Source organism: Phenylobacterium sp. (assembly GCF_036563285.1).
Classification (GTDB): Bacteria; Pseudomonadota; Alphaproteobacteria; order Caulobacterales; family Caulobacteraceae; genus Phenylobacterium.
The window spans coordinates 138,555-157,367 of the sequence record NZ_DATCMR010000012.1; the positions used below are offsets into that span (position 1 = coordinate 138,555).

20 protein-coding genes are annotated in these 18,813 nt (G+C 71.5%); 18 read left to right on the forward strand and 2 right to left on the reverse strand.

All coding sequences use genetic code 11. The features are described 5' to 3' along the window. The first annotated feature begins 126 nt into the window (after positions 1-126). From VIL76_RS19010 to VIL76_RS19065, 12 genes are all read left to right on the forward strand, one after another. Positions 127-933: an SPOR domain-containing protein gene (locus VIL76_RS19010; protein WP_332046647.1), complete on the forward strand. Its 807-nt coding sequence runs from the start codon at positions 127-129 to the stop codon at positions 931-933. Next, entirely contained in the window at positions 930-1,949 is a 1,020-nt protein-coding gene (nagZ, locus tag VIL76_RS19015; protein WP_332046648.1) for a beta-N-acetylhexosaminidase, read from the forward strand. The genes VIL76_RS19010 and nagZ overlap by 4 nt, the downstream gene beginning before the upstream one ends. Then, entirely contained in the window at positions 1,946-2,749 is an 804-nt protein-coding gene (locus VIL76_RS19020) for a ScpA family protein (protein ID WP_332046649.1), read from the forward strand. Before nagZ ends, VIL76_RS19020 begins: the two co-directional genes overlap by 4 nt. Further along, positions 2,746-3,399 (forward strand): SMC-Scp complex subunit ScpB, encoded by a 654-nt coding sequence (gene scpB, locus VIL76_RS19025; protein ID WP_332046650.1) that lies wholly within the window; start codon positions 2,746-2,748, stop codon positions 3,397-3,399. The genes VIL76_RS19020 and scpB overlap by 4 nt, the downstream gene beginning before the upstream one ends. A 103-nt stretch (positions 3,400-3,502) precedes the next feature. Continuing rightward, positions 3,503-3,712 (forward strand): twin-arginine translocase TatA/TatE family subunit, encoded by a 210-nt coding sequence (tatA, locus tag VIL76_RS19030; RefSeq protein WP_332046651.1) that lies wholly within the window; start codon positions 3,503-3,505, stop codon positions 3,710-3,712. Between the two features lie 75 nt (positions 3,713-3,787). Beyond that, positions 3,788-4,306, forward strand: a complete 519-nt coding sequence (gene tatB, locus VIL76_RS19035; protein ID WP_332046652.1) for a Sec-independent protein translocase protein TatB — start codon at positions 3,788-3,790, stop codon at positions 4,304-4,306. Further along, a complete protein-coding gene (gene tatC / locus VIL76_RS19040; protein WP_332046653.1) occupies positions 4,303-5,196 on the forward strand; it encodes a twin-arginine translocase subunit TatC in 894 nt (297 codons plus the stop codon). Before tatB ends, tatC begins: the two co-directional genes overlap by 4 nt. Positions 5,197-5,254: 58 nt before the next feature. After that, positions 5,255-6,589: a serine--tRNA ligase gene (serS, locus tag VIL76_RS19045; RefSeq protein WP_332046654.1), complete on the forward strand. Its 1,335-nt coding sequence runs from the start codon at positions 5,255-5,257 to the stop codon at positions 6,587-6,589. Beyond that, positions 6,586-7,362, forward strand: coding sequence for a 5'/3'-nucleotidase SurE (surE, locus tag VIL76_RS19050; RefSeq protein ID WP_332046655.1), 777 nt, complete (start codon positions 6,586-6,588; stop codon positions 7,360-7,362). Before serS ends, surE begins: the two co-directional genes overlap by 4 nt. 3 nt (positions 7,363-7,365) lie before the next feature. Continuing rightward, positions 7,366-8,025: a protein-L-isoaspartate(D-aspartate) O-methyltransferase gene (locus VIL76_RS19055; RefSeq protein ID WP_332046656.1), complete on the forward strand. Its 660-nt coding sequence runs from the start codon at positions 7,366-7,368 to the stop codon at positions 8,023-8,025. 119 nt (positions 8,026-8,144) lie between these two features. Next, positions 8,145-9,953 (forward strand): LysM peptidoglycan-binding domain-containing protein, encoded by a 1,809-nt coding sequence (locus VIL76_RS19060; RefSeq protein ID WP_332046657.1) that lies wholly within the window; start codon positions 8,145-8,147, stop codon positions 9,951-9,953. A gap of 4 nt (positions 9,954-9,957) precedes the next feature. Next, positions 9,958-11,289 (forward strand): MltA domain-containing protein, encoded by a 1,332-nt coding sequence (locus VIL76_RS19065; RefSeq protein ID WP_332046658.1) that lies wholly within the window; start codon positions 9,958-9,960, stop codon positions 11,287-11,289. A gap of 157 nt (positions 11,290-11,446) precedes the next feature. On the opposite strand, the gene VIL76_RS19070 is transcribed toward VIL76_RS19065, so the two are convergent. Continuing rightward, positions 11,447-12,286 (reverse strand): ATP-binding protein, encoded by an 840-nt coding sequence (locus VIL76_RS19070; RefSeq protein WP_332046659.1) that lies wholly within the window; start codon positions 12,284-12,286, stop codon positions 11,447-11,449. Positions 12,287-12,403: 117 nt separating this feature from the next. On the opposite strand from VIL76_RS19070, the gene yajC reads away from it, so the two are divergent. The 6 genes from yajC to VIL76_RS19100 all read left to right on the forward strand — a co-directional run bounded on the left by yajC (position 12,404) and on the right by VIL76_RS19100 (position 17,267). Continuing rightward, positions 12,404-12,754, forward strand: a complete 351-nt coding sequence (gene yajC / locus VIL76_RS19075; RefSeq protein ID WP_332046660.1) for a preprotein translocase subunit YajC — start codon at positions 12,404-12,406, stop codon at positions 12,752-12,754. A 12-nt stretch (positions 12,755-12,766) separates the two neighbouring features. After that, complete coding sequence (gene secD / locus VIL76_RS19080) at positions 12,767-14,365, forward strand: protein translocase subunit SecD (protein ID WP_332046661.1); 1,599 nt, start codon at positions 12,767-12,769, stop codon at positions 14,363-14,365. Positions 14,366-14,377: 12 nt separating this feature from the next. Next, positions 14,378-15,346 carry a protein translocase subunit SecF gene (gene secF / locus VIL76_RS19085; protein WP_332046662.1) on the forward strand — a complete coding sequence of 323 codons (969 nt, stop codon included), beginning with the start codon at positions 14,378-14,380 and terminating at the stop codon, positions 15,344-15,346. A gap of 13 nt (positions 15,347-15,359) precedes the next feature. Then, positions 15,360-15,719, forward strand: a complete 360-nt coding sequence (locus VIL76_RS19090; RefSeq protein WP_332046663.1) for an Mth938-like domain-containing protein — start codon at positions 15,360-15,362, stop codon at positions 15,717-15,719. 233 nt (positions 15,720-15,952) lie between these two features. Then, entirely contained in the window at positions 15,953-16,552 is a 600-nt protein-coding gene (locus VIL76_RS19095) for a urate hydroxylase PuuD (RefSeq protein ID WP_332046776.1), read from the forward strand. 61 nt (positions 16,553-16,613) lie between these two features. Further along, positions 16,614-17,267: a squalene/phytoene synthase family protein gene (locus VIL76_RS19100; protein ID WP_332046664.1), complete on the forward strand. Its 654-nt coding sequence runs from the start codon at positions 16,614-16,616 to the stop codon at positions 17,265-17,267. 141 nt (positions 17,268-17,408) lie between these two features. On the opposite strand, the gene trmFO is transcribed toward VIL76_RS19100, so the two are convergent. Next, positions 17,409-18,812: a methylenetetrahydrofolate--tRNA-(uracil(54)-C(5))-methyltransferase (FADH(2)-oxidizing) TrmFO gene (gene trmFO / locus VIL76_RS19105; protein ID WP_332046665.1), complete on the reverse strand. Its 1,404-nt coding sequence runs from the start codon at positions 18,810-18,812 to the stop codon at positions 17,409-17,411. Between the last annotated feature and the right edge of the window lies 1 nt (position 18,813).

Here is an 18,813-nt window from a genome sequence, read left to right on the forward strand (position 1 = left end):
CATCGCCCACAGAAAATGCGTCCGGCGGCCGTCGCGGACCTTGCCTGTCCGATAGACTGTCGGCGAGTGCGCGCGATTCGCTGACAGACCGTTTGCGGCGCGCCGGGATTGCTCGGAGCTTAGACGATGGCCGACACCGACCGCGGCGCCTACACGCCTCCCACCGACGCGCCGCTGTCCTTCGACGCGCGACAGCCGGTCCGCGGCTCAAGGCCTATCCCCTTCACCATGATCATCTCGGCCCTGGTGCTGGTGGGTCTCGTGGTGGCCATCGTGGTCTTCTACCGCTCCGGCGTACGCGAGGCGGGCCAGCCGCCGCAGACCGTCGGCGCCTCCATCGGCGACATGAAGTCCCCGGCGCCGGCCGAGGCCCAGCCGCAGGACCCCGCCGCAGGTCTGCAGATCTACAAGGCCGAGAACGCCCAGCCGGCGGACGACGCCCCGATCTTCACCGCCCCGCCGGAAGAGCCCCAGGCGCGTCCGGCGCCCGCGCCCGTCGTCGTCGCCCCGCCGTCCGCTCCGGTGGTCGCCGAGCCGGCCCTGCGTCCGGCCATCAAGTCCTCCGACACGCCGCCTGCGAAGGTGGTCCCGCCGCCCGCGCCGAAAGCGGCGGTGGTGACGCCGCCGCCTGCGCCGAAGGTTGCGCCCAAGTCCGCCCCGGCTCCGGCCGTGAAGGCCGCAGCGCCCGCCGCCGGAGGCGCGGTCGTGCAGATCGGCGCCGTCTCATCGACGGCGCTGGCCGACAAGGCCTGGAGCGAGGCCGTCGCCGCCGCGCCGGGCCTTGCCGCCGGCAAGGGCAAGAGCGTGGAGAAGATCGAGCGCAACGGCGGCGTCCTCTACCGCACCGCCGTGACCGGCTTCGCCAGCCGCGCCGACGCCGCCGCCTTCTGCGACCGCCTCAAGGCCGCCGGGAAGAGCTGCTTCGTCCGGTGACCGCGGCGGCCGCCATCCTGGGCTGCGCCGGCGCAACCCTCTCGGGCGAGGAGAGGGCCTTCTTCCATGACGTGAGGCCGTGGGGGTTCATCCTCTTCGGGCGCAACGTCGAGAGCCCGGACCAGGTGCGGCGGCTGACGGACGAGCTGCGGGCCTGCGTGGACCGGCCCGAAGCGCCCGTGCTGATCGACCAGGAAGGCGGACGGGTCCAGCGGTTGGGACCGCCGCATTGGCGGCGCTATCCGCCGGGCCGCGCCTATGGCCGGGTGAAGGGCGCCGCGCTCCGGCGCGAGGTCGCCCGCCTCGGCGCCCGCCTCATGGCCCACGACCTGGCTGAGGTCGGGATCAGCGTCGACTGCCTCCCGGTGCTGGATGTGCCGGACCCCGACGCCCACGAGGTGATCGGCGACCGCGCCTACGCCGACACGCCTGAAGCGGTGGCGGTGCTGGGCCGCGCCGCATGCGAGGGGCTGATCGCCGGCGGGGTGCTGCCGGTGACCAAGCACATGCCTGGCCACGGCCGCGCCCGGGCCGACAGCCACAAGGCGCTGCCGGTGGTGGACGCCGCCTGGAACGAGCTGGAGGCGCGTGACTTCGCACCGTTCAAGGCGCTCTCAGACATGCCCATGGCCATGACGGCCCACGTCATCTACTCGGCCATCGATCCGGAGCGGCCGGCGACGACCTCGAAGACGGTCTTCGAGCGCGCGATCCGCGGCGCCATCGGCTTCGCCGGCCTGGTGATGACAGACGACCTCTCCATGCAGGCGCTCTCCGGCGGCTTCGCCCAGCGAGCGCGGGCCGCGCGGGCGGCCGGCTGCGACGTGGTCCTGCACTGCAACGGCGACATGGCCGAGATGCGCGAGGCCGCGGCTGGCGCTGGCGAGCTCATCGGGGAGGCGAGGCGACGCGCCGACGCCGCCCTGGCCCGCCTCCCGAAGGTCGTGGAGCCCTTCGACGCGGCCGCGGCGCGCGCCCGCTTCGACGCCGCCTTCGAAGGCCGGTGGGCGGCATGAGCGAAGGCTTCCAGCCCGGGCTGAACTTCGACGCCGCCGCCACCGCGGCGGAGGATGGCGAGGCCCTCATCGTCGACGTGGAGGGCTACGAAGGCCCGCTGCACGTGCTGCTGGCGCTCGCCCGCAGCCAGAAGGTGGACCTGCTCAAGCTCTCGGTGCTCAAGCTCGCCGAGCAGTACCTGGTGTTCGTGCAGGAGGCTCGCCGCCGGCGGTTCAGCCTCGCCGCCGACTACCTCGTGATGGCGGCGTGGCTGGCCTACCTGAAGTCCCGCCTGCTGCTGCCCAGGCCCGAACGGCCCAAGGCGGAGGAGGCGCCGGCCGAGGAGATGGCGGCGCGGCTTGCCTTCCGGCTGGCCAAGCTCGACGCCATGCGCAAGGCGGCCGACGAGCTGAAGGAGCGGCCGCAGCTCGGCCGCGATGTCTTCGTCCGCGGCGACCCGGAGGCCATCAAGGTCATCCCGTCCGGCCGCATCGAGGGCGACCTCTACGGCCTGATGAGCGCCTACATCGGCCAGCGCCGTAAGGAATCCTCCCGCCACTACCAGCCCCGGCCGCCCCAGGCTTATCCGCTGGAGGACGCCCGCGAACGTCTGCGCCGCCTGCTGCCCGACCTCGAGCGCTGGACTCCGCTCACCGGCGTGGCGCCGTTCGGGCCGCAGGACCACGGCCCCAGCCGCGCCTCGTTCGTGGCCTCGACCCTCTCCGCCAGCCTGGAGCTGGTGAAGGAGGGCGCCCTGGAGGCCCGCCAGCTGGAGGCCTTCGCCGACATCTACCTGCGGTCCAAGGTGCGAGTCCCATGAGCGAGCCCTCCAACACCGAGCGCGAGGTCGAGGCCCTGCTGTTCGCGGCCGCCGGACCTTTGAGCGAGGCCGACCTGGCCCGCCGTCTGCCGGAGGGCGCGGACGTGGCGGCGGCTCTCGCCGCCCTGCAGGCGCGCTACGAGGGCAGGGGCGTGGAACTGGCCCGCGTGGCCGAGCGCTGGCGCTTCCAGACCGCCCAGGACCTCGCCTGGCTGATGACGGAGGAGCGCGACGAGCCTCGCCGGCTGTCCCGCGCCGCCCAGGAGACCCTGGCCATCATCGCCTACCACCAGCCGGTGACGCGCGCCGAAATCGAGGCCGTCCGCGGCGTCCAGGCCAGCCGCGGCACGCTGGACGTCCTGCTGGAGCTGGGCCTGGTGCGGATGCGCGGCCGCCGTCGCACGCCGGGCCGGCCGGTCACCTACGGCACCACCGACGCCTTCCTGGAGCATTACGGGCTGGCGAGCCTTTCCGACCTGCCGGGCGCGGCGGAGATGAAGGCGGCCGGCCTGCTCAGCCTGGACCTGCCCGCCGACTTCTCCGTCCCGGATCCCTCTGCGCTCGCCCCGGACGAGGACCCGCTGGACGACGGGTCCGAGGCGCCGGAATTCCACACCGATTATCTGGGCGAGGAACAAGCTGAGCGGTGACGCGCTCTGGTCCGTGGCGCGCTTCGGCGGGACCGACTATATACCGCGGTGACATATGCGGGGCGCGGCGAGTCCGCCCGCTCGCGCTCAGGGAGTTGGGCACATGGGTGCGTTGAATATCTGGCACATTCTGCTGATCGTGGTGGCGGCTGCGCTGCTGTTCGGCGGCCGGGGCAAGATCTCCAGCCTGATGGGCGACACCGCCAAGGGCATCAAGGCCTTCAAGGAAGGCCTGAAGGGCGACGAGCAGGAGGCCGAAGAAGAGGCCAAACCCCTGCCGAAGACCCGCAAGAAGGACACGGCCCGCAGCTGACGCCGGCTGCGCCAGCGCATTTCCGCGCCGGCCTGCGCTTGATCGCGGCCGGCGCTTCCGTTTAGGGCAGGGTCCATGCTTCCCGAGATCGGCGCCACGGAGCTCCTGGTCATCGCCATCGTGGCGCTGATCGTGGTGGGTCCGAAGGACCTGCCGGTGATGCTGCGCAAGTTTGGCCAGTTCATGGGCAAGCTGCGCGGCATGGCCGCCGAGTTCCGCTCCAGCTTCGACGAGATGGCCCGCCAGACGGAGCTCGACGACCTGCGCAAGGAGGTCGAGGCGATGCGGCGCGGCCTGAACGCGGACCCGCTGCAGATCAACCAGGCCGCCCAGGAGATCGAATCCAGCCTGGCCGACGTGGGCGTGAATTTCGGTCCGCCCCTGGGCGCTCAGCACGAGGCCTTCCAGGCGGCCCAGGCTGCCGAGGCCGCGGAAGCGGCGCCTGCCGCCAAGAAGCCCCGCGCCCGCAAAGCCGCGCCCAAGAAGACGCCGGCGCCCGCCAAAACGGCCTCCGCCCCGGCCCGCAAGCCGCGCGCCGCCAAGACTGTCGAAGGCGGCCGGCGCTCCAAGGGAATCGTTGAGGGCGGCGCATGAGCGACGTCGATCATGACGAGTCCGAGATCGAGGCCAGCCGGGCGCCGCTCCTCGACCACCTGATCGAGCTGCGCAAGCGGCTGGTCGTCTGTGTGGCGGCGATCGTCGTGGGCTTCGCGATCTGCTTCACCTTCGCCACGCCCATCTACCAGACCCTGCTCTATCCCTTCGAGATGGCCGCGCGCATGTTCGCCGCCACCAAGGGGGGGCACGGCCAGGGGCCCTTCGACCTCCTGTTCGTGCTGATCGGGCTGAAGGACGCCCCGCCCATGACCGGGGAGAACCTGCGGCTGGTGTTCACCGCGCCGCTGGAATTCTTCTTCACCAAGCTGAAGCTGGCCGCCTTCGGCGCGGTGGTCCTGACCTTCCCGGTGCTCGCCTGGCAGGTCTACGCCTTCGTCGCGCCGGGCCTCTACAAGCGCGAGCGCAAGGCCTTCATCCCGTTCCTGCTGGCCGCCCCGCTGCTGTTCCTGCTCGGCGCGGCGCTGGTCTACTTCCTGATCCTGCCCTTCGTCCTTTGGTTCTCGCTCTCGCAGCAGATCATGGGCACGGGCTCGGTCACTGTGGAGCTGCTGCCGAAGGTTTCGGACTACCTGACGCTCGTCACCACCCTGCTGCTGGCCTTCGGCCTCTGCTTCCAGCTGCCCGTCGTGCTGACCCTGCTGGGCCTGGCCGGCATGGTCAGTTCGCAGATGCTCTGGAACGGCTGGCGCTATGCCGTCTTTGGCGTGGTGGTGGTCGCCGCCGTCGTCACCCCGCCCGACCCGATCAGCCAGCTGATGCTCGCGACCCCGATCATCGGCCTCTACTTCGTCTCCATCGCCTGCGTGAAGCTGATCGAGCGAGGGCGCAAGAAGGCCGAGCAGAGCACCGCCGTCGTCACGGCCTGAGCTTGGCGCCCTAGCCGACGCGCACTAGGAAGACCGCTCACTTCCACCCGCGGGCGCCATGCACGACATCCGAGCCATTCGCGAGACACCCGAACTGTTTGTGAAGCAGTGGGACGCGAAGGGTCTGTCCGGCTCGGAGCTGGTCGCCCAGATCACCGACCTCGACGCCCGCCTGCGCGGCGCGCAAACCGAGCTGCAGACCGTCCAGGCCGAGCGCAACAACACGTCGAAGCTGATCGGCCAGGCCAAGGCGAAGAAGGACGAGGCCGAGGCTTCGCGCCTCATGGCGCAGGTGGAGAGCCTGAAGGCCCGCATGGAGGAGCTGACCGGCTCCGAGCGCGAGGCCGGCGAGGCGATGCGCAACCTGCTGGCGGGCCTGCCTAACATCCCCGCCGCCGATGTTCCGCCCGGCGCGGATGAGGCGGGCAACGTCGAGGTCCGCCGCTGGGGCGAGCCGTTCGCGATTCACCAGCCCAAGGACCATGCCACCCTCGGCGAGGCCCTCCGCCTGATGGACTTCGAGGCCGCCGCCCGGATGAGCGGCGCCCGCTTCGTGGTGCTCAAGGGCCAGCTCGCGCGGCTGGAGCGCGCGCTCGGCCAGTTCATGCTGGACATCCAGACCCGCGAGCACGGCTACCTGGAGGTCTCTCCGCCGCTGCTGGTGCGCAGCGAGACCATGTTCGGCACCGGCCAGCTCCCGAAGTTCGAGGAGGACCAGTTCGCCGCCTTCCCCGGCCTGAAGACGGCCCGCGGCAGCGACAACCCCGCCGGCTCGCCCGAGCTGCGCTGGCTGATCCCCACCGCCGAGGTGTCGCTCACCAACCTCGTGCGCGAGCAGATCACGGCCGAGGAGGAGCTGCCCCTGCGGGTGACCGCGCTCACCCACTGCTTCCGGGCCGAAGCGGGCGCTTCAGGCCGCGACACCCGCGGCATCATCCGGCAGCACCAGTTCCAGAAGGTCGAGCTCGTCTCCGTCACCACGCCCGAGCAGTCGGAGGCGGAGCACGAGCGCATGGTCGGCTGCGCCGAGGCCGTGCTCAAGCGGCTGGAGCTGCCGTTCCGCACCATGCTGCTGTGCGCCGGCGACATGGGCTTCTCGGCCAAGAAGACCTACGACCTGGAGGTCTGGCTGCCCTCGGAGGGCCGCTACCGCGAGATCAGCTCCTGCTCCAACTGCGGCGACTTCCAGGCCCGCCGCATGGACGCCCGCACCAAGAAGGCCGGGGAGAAAGGGACGCGCTACGTCCACACCCTCAACGGCTCGGGCCTGGCCGTCGGCCGCACGCTGGTCGCCGTCATGGAGACCTACCAGGACGAGGGCGGCCGCATCGCCATCCCGCAGGCGCTGCACCCCTACCTGCCGGGCCTGACCCATATCGGCGGCGACGCGTGAGGATACTGCTCACCAACGACGACGGCATCCACGCCCCGGGCCTGCTCGCCCTGGAGCGTATCGCCCATGCGCTCACCGACGACGTCTGGGTCTGTGCCCCGGAGTACGAGCAGTCCGGGGCCAGCCGCGCGCTGACACTGGCCGATCCGATCCGCGTCCGCGCCGTGGGCGAGCGCAAGTGGTCCACCACCGGCACCCCCACAGACTGCGTCATGCTGGGCATCCACGAGCTGGTCGAGGGCAGGAAGCCCGACCTGGTGCTCTCCGGCGTCAACCGAGGGGCGAACCTGGCGGAGGACGTCACCATGTCCGGCACGGTGGCGGGCGCCATCGAGGCGATGGCGCTCGGCGTGCCCGGCGTCGCGCTGTCCCAGATGGGCGGCTACAACCAGGACGACGACTTCTTCCAGGCCGCCGAGGCCTTCGCGCCGGGCATCATCCGCCGCCTCGTGGAGGTCGGCTGGCCCGCCGACGTCGTGATCAACGTCAACTTCCCCAACCTGCCCGTCGACCAGATCGACCAGGTGGAGGTCACCCGCCAGGGCTTCCGCGACGCCCACATCCGCATGGCCGAAAAGCGCACGGACCTTCGCGGTCGCGAGTACTATTGGATCGGATTTCGCCAGGAGCGCTCCAAGCCCGCCGAGGGGACGGACCTGCGCGCGCTCTACGAGGGCCGCATCTCGGTGACGCCGCTGCACATCGACCTGACCCATGCGCCTGCCGTGCACGACCTGAAGAAGGTCCTGGGCGGCGCACCCCCGAAAGCCTGAGCCATGGCCAAGCCGCAGCAGGACGCCACGCACGAGCACATGGCCCGCCTGATCCTGGCGCTCCGATCCCAGGGCGTGACCGACGCCAAGGTGCTGAACGCCATCGAGAAGACGCCGCGCGAGCTGTTCACGCCGGAGCTGTTCAAGGAGCGAGCCTTCGAGGACTCCGCCCTGCCGATCGCCTGCGGCCAGACCATCAGCCAGCCGTTCATCGTCGGCCTGATGACCCAGGCCCTGAAGGTCGAGAAGCGCGACCGCGTCCTCGAGATCGGCACCGGCTCCGGCTACCAGACGGCGGTGCTCTCCAGGCTCGCGCGGCTGGTCTACACCATCGAGCGCTACCGCACCCTGATGAAGGACGCCGAGGCGCGCTTCAAGCTGCTGGGCCTCACCAACGTCATCACCCGCTTCGGCGACGGCGGGAAGGGCTGGGCCGCCCAGGCGCCCTTCGACAAGTGCATGGTCACCGCCGCAGCGCCGGGCGAGCCCACCGAGCTGCTGAAGCAGCTGAAGCCCACCGGCGTCCTCGTCGCCCCCATCGGCAAGGGCCCCGTGCAGACCCTGCGCCGCTACACCGGCGACGGGGAGGGCGGCTTCGACGTGGAGGACCTGCTCGACGTCCGCTTCGTCCCGCTCCTCGACGGCGTCGCCAAGGAGCTCTAGCCGCAAAACCGCTCGAATCCTGCGGCGGATTGCGGGTTGGCCCAGGGGGGCGGCTTCCCGCAAACTCGCCCGACACGCCGAATGATTCCCCCATCAGTTGAGAGACGTCCGAACCGGCGATGACGAATCCCCTGAAGCGAACGCTCCTCATCCTAGCCGCCGGCGGCGCGCTGTCGGCTTACGCCGGCGCCGCGCAGGCCCAGCTGCGGCCGAACTTCCCCACGCGCCTGGACCAGCTCCCGGGCCGCGAGGCGCAGCCTGCGCCCGCCCAGGAGGAGGAGGCTCCTGCCGTCACCCCCCCGGCTGCGGCCGCGCCGGCCCCGCGCACCGCCGCGGTGGAGTCGCGCCCGCTCGCTCCGCCGCCGGCCGCCCGCCGCATCGTGCAGCCGGCGGAGCCCGACGAGCCGGCCCCCCGCACCCAGACCCAGCGCAGCGTCACCGGCCGCGTGGTCGAGGTGGACGGCCGCGCCCGCACCTACGAGGTGAAGAAGGGCGACACGCTGACCAGCGTCGCCCGCAAGCTCGACACCACGGTCGAGCAGCTCAGGAAGGACAACAAGCTCAAGGGCTCGGCCATCCAGCCGGGCGACGAGCTGAAGGGCCCGAAGACCTCCGCCAAGGCCTACGTCGTGGGCTCCGGCGACACCCTCTCGGCGGTCGCGCGGCGCTTCGGCGTGACCGCCGAGGCCCTGCGTGAGGAGAACGACCTCTCCCGCGACGCCTCCCTGAAGGCCGGCCAGCGCCTGCGCCTGCCGTCGGGCTACCGCGACCGCGGCCCGATCACCACCACCACCCGCGTGACCGCGGAGGAGGCCGCCCCGCGCGCCACCCGCGCCTCGCCGTCCCGCCCGCAGCGCACCAGCCCGGTGGAGCAGCAGGAGGACGACGGGCCCCGCGCCTCGGGGCCGACACGGCGCACCGTCACCGGCCGCGTGGTGGATGTGGATGGCCCCGCCCGCAGCTACACGGTGAGGAAGGGCGACACCCTCGAGGAGATCGCCGACAAGCTCGACACCACCGTCTCGGCGCTCAAGAAGGACAACCGGCTCAAGGGCTCCACCATCCGCCCGGGCCAGACGCTGAAGGGCCCCCGCACCGAGGCCAAGGCCTACGTCGCCGGCGAGGGGGACACGCTCGCCGCCATCTCGCGTCGCTTCGGCGTCTCGGTGAACGCTCTGCGCAGCGCCAACGGCCTCGGGCGCAACGCCCAGGTCCGCCCCGGCCAGCGTATCCGCTTGCCGTCCGGCTACCGCGACCGCGGCCCGATCACAGTCGAGATCCCGGCGACCACCCCAAGGCTGGTCCCGCCGATGCCGCAGCCGGCCGAGCAGCGCCCGACGCCGCCCCCCCTCCGCACCGAGGAGCCTGCGCCCGCCCTGCCGAGCCGCCCGCAGCCCTACGCGCCGACCCGACCGGTGGCGCCGCCCGTGCAGACGGTCCCGCGCACGCCACCTGCCACGTCCTCCGGAGGCCCGCCCGCCGCCCCGATCGCCGCTCCGCCGCCCACCGACGCCGCCGTTTCGGCCATGGGCCGCGGCCGCTTCATCTGGCCCCTGCGCGGCGACGTCATCTCCGACTTCGGCCCCAAGGCCGCCGGCCAGCGCAACGACGGGATCAACATCCGCACCGACGCCGGGACGCCGGTCCGCGCCGCCGCCGCCGGCGAGGTGGTCTATGCCGGCGACCAGGTGCCGGGCTTCGGGAACCTGGTGCTGATCAAGCACGAGGACGGCTGGGTCACCGCCTACGGCCACCTCGCCCGCGTCGAGGTGAAGATGCAGCAGAAGGTCACTCAGGGGCAGCAGGTCGGCCAGGCCGGCTCCAGCGGCGGCGTCGCCGAGCCGCAGCTCCACTTCGAGGTGCGCTATGCGCCGCGGGTGGACGAGCGCGCCCGACCCGTCGATCCCACGCTGGTCCTGCCGCGGTAGGGCGATGCGCGCGCTCAGAACCGGCCTTGCCCTCGCCGCCGTCGCCGTCCTGGCCGCGGCCTGCACGACGCCCAGGTACGACGTCGATCCGCTGCCCGGCCCGCGTCCCGGCACGACCCGGCCGATCCCGCCGCAGCCGACCACCCCTAGGCCCAGCACGCCCCGGCCCACGACCCCGCGGCCCACGCAGCCCTCCACACCTGCGCCCCCGGAGACCACCGCCACCTTCCGCCTGGACGGCGCGGCCTTCACCGACCTGCCGGGCTGGACTGCCGCCGAGGCTACGGCCGCCCGCGACGCCTTCCGCCGCCATTGCGCGCTCTGGTCCCGCCGCGACCCTCAGACCCTGCTCACCCGAGTGGAAGGCGCCTACGGCGGCAGGATCGCCGATTGGCTCCCGGCCTGCGAGGCGGCCCGCACCGAGGGCGACGCGCGCGCTTTCTTCGAGACCCGGTTCCAGCCCTGGCGGGTGGGCTCCGAGGGCGGGGAGGCGAGGCTGACCGCCTACTACGCCCCGAGCATCGAGGCGCGCCGCGCCGCCGAGCCCGGCTTCACCGAGCCGCTGATCCCCACGCCGTCCGACCTGCTGATCGTCGACATCCCCGAGTTCGCGCGCGCGCTGGACAGCGAGACCCTGCGCAAGGCCGGCGCGGCGCTGAAAGGCCGCCTGCGCGGCAACCGCGTCGTCCCCTACGCCGACCGCGCCGAGATCGCGCGGGCCGGCCACCGCGCCTTCGCCTGGGCCCACCCCGCCGACGTCTACAACCTGCAGGTCCAGGGCTCCGGGCGCATGACCCTGCCGGGCGGGGAGACCCGCTGCGCCGCCTTCGCCGAGCAGAACGGCTACCGCTGGCGCTCGGTGATCGGCCAGGTCAACAAGCGACCCGACTGGCCGCGCAACCCCGCCGGGACCTGGGCGTCGCTCCGCCAATACTTTGACGAGCACCCCGGCACGGTGCGCCAGGACCTCGACCTCGACCCGTCCTACGTCTTCTTCCAGGAGAAGCCGGTGGGCGAGGGCGGCGGCTGCGCCACCGGCGCCTCGGGCGCCCTGCTGGTCGGCGGCGGCTCGCTCGCCATCGACCCTCGCTACCACCCCTACGGCGTCCCCATCTTCGTCGCCGACCCCACAGGCGCGGCGGCCCAGCTGCCGCGCCTGGTCATCGCCCAGGACACCGGCGGCGCCATCCGCCGCGGCCCCCTGCGCGGCGACCTCTTCGTCGGCGAAGGCCCCGAAGCCGGCCGGACGGCGGAGCGCATCAACATCGCCGGGCCGGCGTTCTGGGTACTGCTGCCAAAGGGGATGCAGCCTGCGCCGAGCTCTTCCCTCCCCTGATGGGGAGGGACAGCTCGCCGAAGGCGAGCCGGGTGAGGCAGTGCGGGCCGGAGTTCGGCCTTTGGAGATGAGCTAATCGCCAGGTGTGGGTGTCCTTTCACCTGACTCCCTCACCCGGGCCGCTGCGCGGCCTGTCCCTCCCCAGGGGGGAGGGAAATCACAGCGGCAGTCCCTTCCCCAGCTCCCCCGCCAAGTCCCGGATGAACTGCCACGCCACCCGCCCCGACCGCCCCCCGCGCAGCTGCGCCCACTGCAGGGCCCGCCGCTCGAGGTCCGGCGCGGCCAGCCCGTACCGCTGCGCATAGCCCGCCACCGCCGCCAGGTAGGTGGGCTGGTCCATGGGCGGGAAGCCGATCCACAGGCCGAACCGGTCGGAAACGCTGACCTCCTCCTCAGCGTCCTCGTGGGCCGCCACCAGGCCGCGGTCCTCCGCGTGCCCCCGGGGCATCAGGTGCCGCCGGTTCGAGGTCGCCACGAACAGCACGTTCGCCGGCGGGCCGGAGACGCCGCCCTCAAGCGCCGACTTCAGCGCCTTGGCCGCCGCCGCCCCCTCCTCGAACGACAGGTCGTCGCACAGCACCACGAACCGCTCGGGCCGGACGCGCAGCAGGTCGAATAGGGCGGGCAGGGCGGTCACCTCGTCGCGATCCACCTCCACCAGCTTCAGGTCCGCTGCGCCGGCCGCCACGGCCATGAACGCCGCCTTGGCCAACGAGCTCTTCCCCGTGCCCCGCACCCCCCACAGCAGGGCGTGGTTGGCCGGCAGGCCGCGGGCGAACCGCTGCAGGTTCTCCACGAACCGCGCCTTCTGCCGGTCGACGCCCACCAGGCTCTCCAGGGGCAGGGGATAGTCCGGCGCGGGGTGGAAGGCGTGGGCCCGCGGGTCGTGCCGGAACAGCCGCGCCTCGCCGAACGCGGGTTTCGCCGGGACGGGCGGGGCGAGGCGTTCCAGCGCCTGGGCGATGCGCTCCAGCACAGGTTTCAGCTCGGCGTCCATTGCGGGCAGGCTTAGCCGCCCCCACGTCGTTTGCAAAATCAGGTGGCTGCGCATAGCTTCCGCCGACTTTGAACCGGGGCCCTCCGTGGCCCCGGGATCGCGCTTTTCGGAGAGGCCATGTTCGCCACCCCAGCCTACGCCCAAGCCGCCGATGCCGCCGGAGCGGCGGGTCCGCAGGCGTTCCTCATCCAGATGCTGCCGCTGATCGGCCTGGTGATCCTGTTCTGGTTCCTCCTGATCCGGCCGCAGCAGCGCCGCATGAAGCAGCACCAGGCCATGATCGCCGCCGTGAAGCGGGGCGACACCGTGGTCCTGAACTCCGGCGTCATCGGCAAGGTGGTGCGCGTCGAGGACAAGGAAGTCGGCGTCGAGATCTCCTCCGGCGTCACCGTGAAGGTGGTGAAGACCATGGTCGCCGAGGTGCGCACCCGCGGCGAGCCGGCGCCTGCCAACGACGCCAAGACCTAAGGCCCATTCCTCATGATGAGCCTTTCGCGCTGGAAGGTGGTCCTGGTCGTCCTGGCGACCGTGATCGGCCTCCTTCTCACGCTCCCTAACCTGCTGCCGCCGGCCGCGCGGTCCAGCCTGCCGGGCTTCCTGCCCAGCAAGGCGCTGAACCTCGGCCTCGACCTGCAGGGCGGGTCGTACCTCCTGCTCGAGGTGGACACGGCCGCGATCGGCCAGGAACGGCTGACCAACACGATCGAGGACGTGCGCACCACCCTGCGCAACGAGGAGATCGCGTTCAGCGACCTGGGCCAGGTCAACGGCGAGGTGACGGTGCGGATCACCGATCCCGCCCAGGTGAGCAATGCGACGGGCTTGCTGCGCCAATCCATCGGCGTCGTGCTGCCCAGCGGCCAGAAGGACGTGGTCGTCTCCGGCGCTCCCGACCAGCGGATCCGGATCACCTTCAGCCCCGACGCCATGCAGGCGGCCTCGCGGGACGCGGTGAAGCAGTCGATCGAGATCATCCGCCGCCGTATCGACGAGCTCGGCACCAAGGAGCCGGACATCGCCCAGCAGGGCGCCAACCGCATCGTCGTGCAGGCGCCGGGCGAGAGCGATCCGGAGCGGCTGAAGAACATCATCGGCCAGACCGCCAAGCTGACCTTTCAGATGGTCGACGAGACCGTCCGGCCCGAGGACATCGCCGCCGGCCGTATCCCGCCGGGCTCCGAGCTGCTGCCCAGCGAGGACGGCTATGCGCCGTCCTACGTGGTGCGCAAACGGGCCGTCGTGACCGGTGAGATGCTCACCGACGCGCAAGGGTCGTTCGATCCGCAGACCGGCGCGCCGGAGGTGAACTTCCGCTTCAACGGCCAGGGCGCGCGGCGCTTCGGCGACGTCACCCGCGACAACATCGGCAAGCGCTTCGCCATCGTCCTCGACAAGAAGATCATCTCCGCGCCGACCATTCAGAGCGCCATCACCGGCGGCAATGGCCGGATCACCGGCAACTTCACCGCCGAGAGCGCCAACGACCTCGCCGTGCTGCTCAAGGCCGGCGCCCTGCCGGCCCCGCTGAAGGTCGAGGAGCAGCGGACGGTGGGCGCCGAGCTGGGGGCGGACGCCGTGCGCGCCGGCACCATCTCGGGCATCATCGGCCTGGTCGGCACGGCCATCTTTATGCTGGCGGTCTACGGCCTGCTGTTCGGCGGCATCTCGCTCGCGGGCCTGGTGGTCAACGGCCTGCTGATCCTCGGCATCATGAGCTTCACGGGCGCGACCCTGACCCTGCCGGGCATCGCCGGCCTGATCCTCACGCTGGCCGTGGCGGTCGACGCCAACGTGCTGATCTACGAGCGGATGCGCGACGAGCTCCGCGCGGGCCGGTCGCTGATCAGCGCCATGGACGCCGGCTTCTCCCGGGCCATGGCCACCATCCTCGACGCCAATATCACCCACCTGTTCTCGGCGGGGATCATGTTCGCGTTCGGCTCGGGCCCCATCCGGGGCTTCGCCTGGACGCTCTCGATCGGCGTGTTCACCACCGTCTTCTCGGCCGTGCTGGTCAGCCAGGTGATGCTCGCCTGGTGGTACCGGAGCGCGCGGCCCAAGACCCTGCCGATCGCCTAAGGAGCCACCCCCGTGAAATTCTGGCCCCTGATCAAGGTCCTGCCGGTCAAGACGAACTTCCGGTTCGTCCGCCTGGCGCGGCTCGCCGCGGCGCTCTCCATCGTCGCCATCGCCGGCTCTCTGTTCCTGACGCTCTATCCGCCCAAGCCGCCGTGCTTCGGCCTCGCCTGCGGCATCGACTTCAAGGGCGGCACGGTGCTGGAGATCTCCACGGCGCCCAAGGCCGTCGACCTCGCCCGCGTGCGCGGGACGCTGGAGCAGATGAACCTCGGCGACGTCCAGGTGCAGGCCTTCGGCGCGGACTCCTCGGCTATGGTCCGCTTCCAGACGCCGGACGGCGCGGACCCCAGCGCGACCGTCACCAACGTGAGGAACCGGATCACCCAGGCCCTGGGGGAGGTGCGCTTCGTCCGCGCCGACGTGGTGGGCCCCAAGGTCTCCGATGAGCTGATGACCAAGGGTCTGTTCGCCCTCGGCGGGGCCATCCTGGCCATGCTGCTCTACATCTGGTTCCGCTTCGAGCTGCAGTTCGGCCTGGGCGCCGTGGCCGCCCTGTTCCACGACGTGTTCCTGACCTTCGGCCTGATCGCGCTCCTCAGGATCGAGTTCGACCTCTCGGCCGTGGCCGCCATCCTGACCATCATCGGCTACTCGATGAACGACACCGTCGTCGTCTTCGACCGCCTGCGGGAGAACCTGCGCAAGTTCAAGCGCATGCCGCTGCGCGAGGTGATCGACCTGTCGATCAACGAGATGCTGACCCGGACGATCATTACCAGCTTCACGGCCATCGTGGCCCTGGTGGCGCTGGCCATGTTCGGCGGCCCCTCGCTTTGGGGCCTGTCGATCATCATGCTGTTCGGCATCCTGGTGGGCACCTACTCGTCGATCTACATCGCCGCCCCGGTGATCCTGCTCTGGGGCGTGCGCCGCGGCGAGGAAGAGGCCGAGCCGCTGACGCCCGCGGGCGTCCGCTCCTAGGGAAGGGCGGGTCGTGGCCCGCAGCGCGCCCTCCATCGACGCCTATGGCGGCGGCGGCTTCCGCCTCGACGGCCAGCGGCACGACGGCTCGCTGCTGATCGTCGCCGACGAGGCCCGCGATTGGTCCGTGCGCACCCTGGGCGAACTCACCCCTGAGTCCCTGGCCCCGGTGTTCGCCGCCGGCCGCGCCGAGGTGGAGTTCCTGCTGCTGGGGGTGGGCGCCCGCAACGCGCCGCCGCCCAAGCCCATCCGCCAGGCCCTGCTGGCGGCCGGCATCGGCCTGGAGTTCATGGACACGCCGGCCGCCGCCAGGCTCTACAACGTCCTCACCTCCGAAGGCCGCCGCGTCGCCGCCGCCCTGATCGCCGTCTGAGGACCATTTCCCTCCCCTCCGAGGAGGGACAGCTCGCCTCTGGGGAGCCGGGTGAGGAAGTCGCGATCAGGCCCCGACTCCCAGGTGCGTCCCCACACCTCCTCACCCTGGCCGCTCCGCGGCCTGCCCCTCCCCGAAAGCGGAGGGGAACACCGCCGCCGTTCGCCTTCCCGCCTGCGGCGAAACGACCTATACAGACGCCACAGGGTACAACCGGGAGGGCTTAACGAATGTTGGCCGGGCTTCTTTCAAATCTTCGCAACACGCTGATCGTCAGCTTCATTTTGGCGATCGTCGTTGTCGTCGGATACATGCAGCATCACGGCGGCGCGGATCAGATCTTCTGGCAGGCCGTCTTCCGCTGGCTGCACACGCTGGCCGGCATCCTCTGGATCGGGCTGCTCTACTACTTCAACTTCGTCCAGATCCGGAAAATGCCGGAGGTCCCGGCCGAGCTGAAGCCGGGCATCTCCAAGTACATCGCCCCCGAGGCGCTGTTCTGGTTCCGCTGGGCCGCCGCCGTCACGGTGCTCATGGGGGCGATGCTGGCGTGGAACCGCGGCTACATCGTCGACGCCCTGGCCCTCGGCCTGACCAGCGGCAACCCGCAGCACACCTTCATCGGCATGGGCATGTGGCTGGGGATCGTCATGTTCCTCAACGTCTGGCTGTTCATCTGGCCGAACCAGAAGGTGGCGCTCGGCATCGTCGAGGGCGACGCGGACGCCAAGGCCAAGGCCGGCAAGACCGCCATGCTGTTCTCGCGGATCAACACGCTGCTGTCGGTGCCGATGCTGGTCACCATGACCATGAACCAGACCATCTTCGGCTGACGTCCGAAGGCGACTACAAGCGAAGGCCCGCCGCTGCCGGCGGGCCTTCTGCTTTTCAACGATGACCGCCGACCACGACCTCGATGCGTTGCTGAAGCGGGTGGACCCCGACCGCTGGCTGTCCAGCCGGTTCGTCGTCGATCCCGAGCGCCGCGCCGATGTGGTGGCGATCTACGCCTTCGACCACGAGCTCGCCCGCGCCCCCAAGGTCGCCTCCAACCCGCTCCTCGGCGAGATCCGCCTCACTTGGTGGCGCGAGGTGCTGGACGAGGTGTTCGAGGGCCGGCCCGTCCGCCACCATCCCACCGCCCAGGCGCTCGGCCAGGCCGTCCGCCGCCACGCCCTGCCGCGCGAGCCGCTCGAGGCGATGATCGACGCCCGCTACCGCGAGCTCGACCCCGCACCGATGTCCGAAGCCGAGGCGCTTGAGTGGGCCCGCGACACCGCCGGCCGCGCGGCCGAGCTCGCCGTCCGCCTGCTGGACCCTGCCGCCGATGCGCCCGCCGCCCGTGACGCCGGCGCCGCCTGGATCCTGGCCCGCCGCGACCCACTCGCCGCCGCGCGACTGCTCGTGGACGCCCGGCCGGCCGCCTCGCAGCTCAGCGCCGCCGCCTTTCCCGCCGTCGCCCACGCCGCGCTGATCGGCGCGCCCCAGGGGCGCGAGCTCACCCGGCGCCTGCGCGTCACCTGGGCCGTCGCCCGCGGCCGGATCTGAGAACGGTAATCTTTGGCGCCGCAGGGCGCCTGCGATACAGTGAAGAGAGGATCTTTGACTTCGTGAATCAGCGACTTAGCGCAACGCGAGAGTTGTCGCGCTGACTCGTGCAAATAGGCCTGCCACGCAATGTGACATCGCCTATTCGGCGGCTTCAAGCACCGGCGCGCCGGCCAGCCAGGCCTCGATGTCGGCCAGGGCGCGTTCGCCCACCAGCCGCTTCTTCAGCCGGGTCTTCTCCTTGGCGCCGAGCCGCCGGCCGTCCTCGTCCCGCTTCGGCGGCGCGATCGGCGGCAGCAGGCCGTAGTTGATGTTCATCGGCTGGAAGGAGCCGGCGCCGGCGTCCAGGTGCCCGCCGGTGATGTGGCCGACCAGCGCCCCCATGGCCGTCGTCGCCGGCGGCGCCTGCAGCGGCCGCCCCAGCCGCTCGGCGGCGGCGAACCGGCCCGCCAGCAGGCCCACCGCGGCGCTCTCGACGTAGCCCTCGACCCCGGTCACCTGGCCTGCGAACCGGATCCGCGGCTCGACCTTCAGCCGCAGCGTGCCGTCCAGCAGCCGCGGCGAGTTGATGAAGGTGTTCCGGTGCAGCCCGCCCAGCCTGGCGAACACCGCCTTTTCCAGCCCCGGGATCGTCCGGAAGATCTCGGTCTGCGCGCCGTGCTTCAGCTTGGTCTGGAAGCCCACCATGTTCCACAGCGTGCCCAGGGCGTTGTCCTGGCGCAGCTGGACCACCGCCCAGGGCTTCTCCTGCGGATTGTGCGCATTGGTCAGCCCCACCGGCTTCATCGGCCCGTGCCGCAGGGTCTCGCGCCCGCGCTCGGCCATCACCTCGATCGGCAGGCAGCCGTCGAAGTAGGGGACGTGCTCCCAGTCCTTGAACTCCGACTTCGGCCCCGCCAGAAGCGCGTCGATGAAGCCGTCGTACTGCGCCTTGGTCATCGGGCAGTTGATGTAGGCCGCCGCGTCCCCGCCGGGGCCTTCCTTGTCGTAGCGCGACTGCCGCCACGCCACGTCCATGTCGATGCTCTCCAGGTGCACGATCGGGGCGATGGCGTCGAAGAACGACAGCTGGCCCTCGCCGGTCAGCTCCAGGATCGCCTCCGTCAGCGCGGGCGAGGTGAGGGGGCCGGTGGACAGGATCACGCTGTCCCACTCCGCCGGCGGCAGCCCCGCCACCTCCTCGCGCACGATGGTGACCAGGGGATGGGCCTCCAGCCGCTCCGTCACCGCCTGGGCGAAGCCCTCCCGGTCGACCGCCAGCGCCCCGCCGGCCGGGACCTGGTGCTCATCGCCCGCGGCCATGATGATGGAGCCCGCCCGGCGCATCTCGGCGTGCAGCAGGCCCACGGCGTTGCCCGCCCAGTCGTCGGCTCGGAACGAGTTCGAGCAGACCAGCTCGGCCAGCCTGTCGGTCTGGTGGGCGTCGGTGCCGCGCACCGGCCGCATTTCGTGCAGCACGACCGGCACGCCCGCCTGCGCGATCTGCCAGGCCGCCTCCGAGCCCGCCAGGCCGCCGCCCACCACATGCACAGGTCTGATCGTCATG

Excerpts from the sequence above, each read along its gene's own strand:
- VIL76_RS19010 (WP_332046647.1), top strand. The coding sequence starts at position 127 with ATGGCCGACACCGACCGCGGCGCCTACACGCCTCCCACCGACGCGCCG.
- VIL76_RS19020 (WP_332046649.1), top strand. The coding sequence starts at position 1,946 with ATGAGCGAAGGCTTCCAGCCCGGGCTGAACTTCGACGCCGCCGCCACC.
- scpB (WP_332046650.1), top strand. The coding sequence starts at position 2,746 with ATGAGCGAGCCCTCCAACACCGAGCGCGAGGTCGAGGCCCTGCTGTTC.
- tatA (WP_332046651.1), top strand. The coding sequence starts at position 3,503 with ATGGGTGCGTTGAATATCTGGCACATTCTGCTGATCGTGGTGGCGGCT.
- tatB (WP_332046652.1), top strand. The coding sequence starts at position 3,788 with ATGCTTCCCGAGATCGGCGCCACGGAGCTCCTGGTCATCGCCATCGTG.
- tatC (WP_332046653.1), top strand. The coding sequence starts at position 4,303 with ATGAGCGACGTCGATCATGACGAGTCCGAGATCGAGGCCAGCCGGGCG.
- serS (WP_332046654.1), top strand. The coding sequence starts at position 5,255 with ATGCACGACATCCGAGCCATTCGCGAGACACCCGAACTGTTTGTGAAG.
- VIL76_RS19055 (WP_332046656.1), top strand. The coding sequence starts at position 7,366 with ATGGCCAAGCCGCAGCAGGACGCCACGCACGAGCACATGGCCCGCCTG.
- VIL76_RS19060 (WP_332046657.1), top strand. The coding sequence starts at position 8,145 with ATGACGAATCCCCTGAAGCGAACGCTCCTCATCCTAGCCGCCGGCGGC.
- VIL76_RS19065 (WP_332046658.1), top strand. The coding sequence starts at position 9,958 with ATGCGCGCGCTCAGAACCGGCCTTGCCCTCGCCGCCGTCGCCGTCCTG.
- VIL76_RS19070 (WP_332046659.1), bottom strand. The coding sequence starts at position 12,286 with ATGGACGCCGAGCTGAAACCTGTGCTGGAGCGCATCGCCCAGGCGCTG.
- yajC (WP_332046660.1), top strand. The coding sequence starts at position 12,404 with ATGTTCGCCACCCCAGCCTACGCCCAAGCCGCCGATGCCGCCGGAGCG.
- secD (WP_332046661.1), top strand. The coding sequence starts at position 12,767 with ATGATGAGCCTTTCGCGCTGGAAGGTGGTCCTGGTCGTCCTGGCGACC.
- VIL76_RS19100 (WP_332046664.1), top strand. The coding sequence starts at position 16,614 with ATGACCGCCGACCACGACCTCGATGCGTTGCTGAAGCGGGTGGACCCC.
- trmFO (WP_332046665.1), bottom strand. The coding sequence starts at position 18,812 with ATGACGATCAGACCTGTGCATGTGGTGGGCGGCGGCCTGGCGGGCTCG.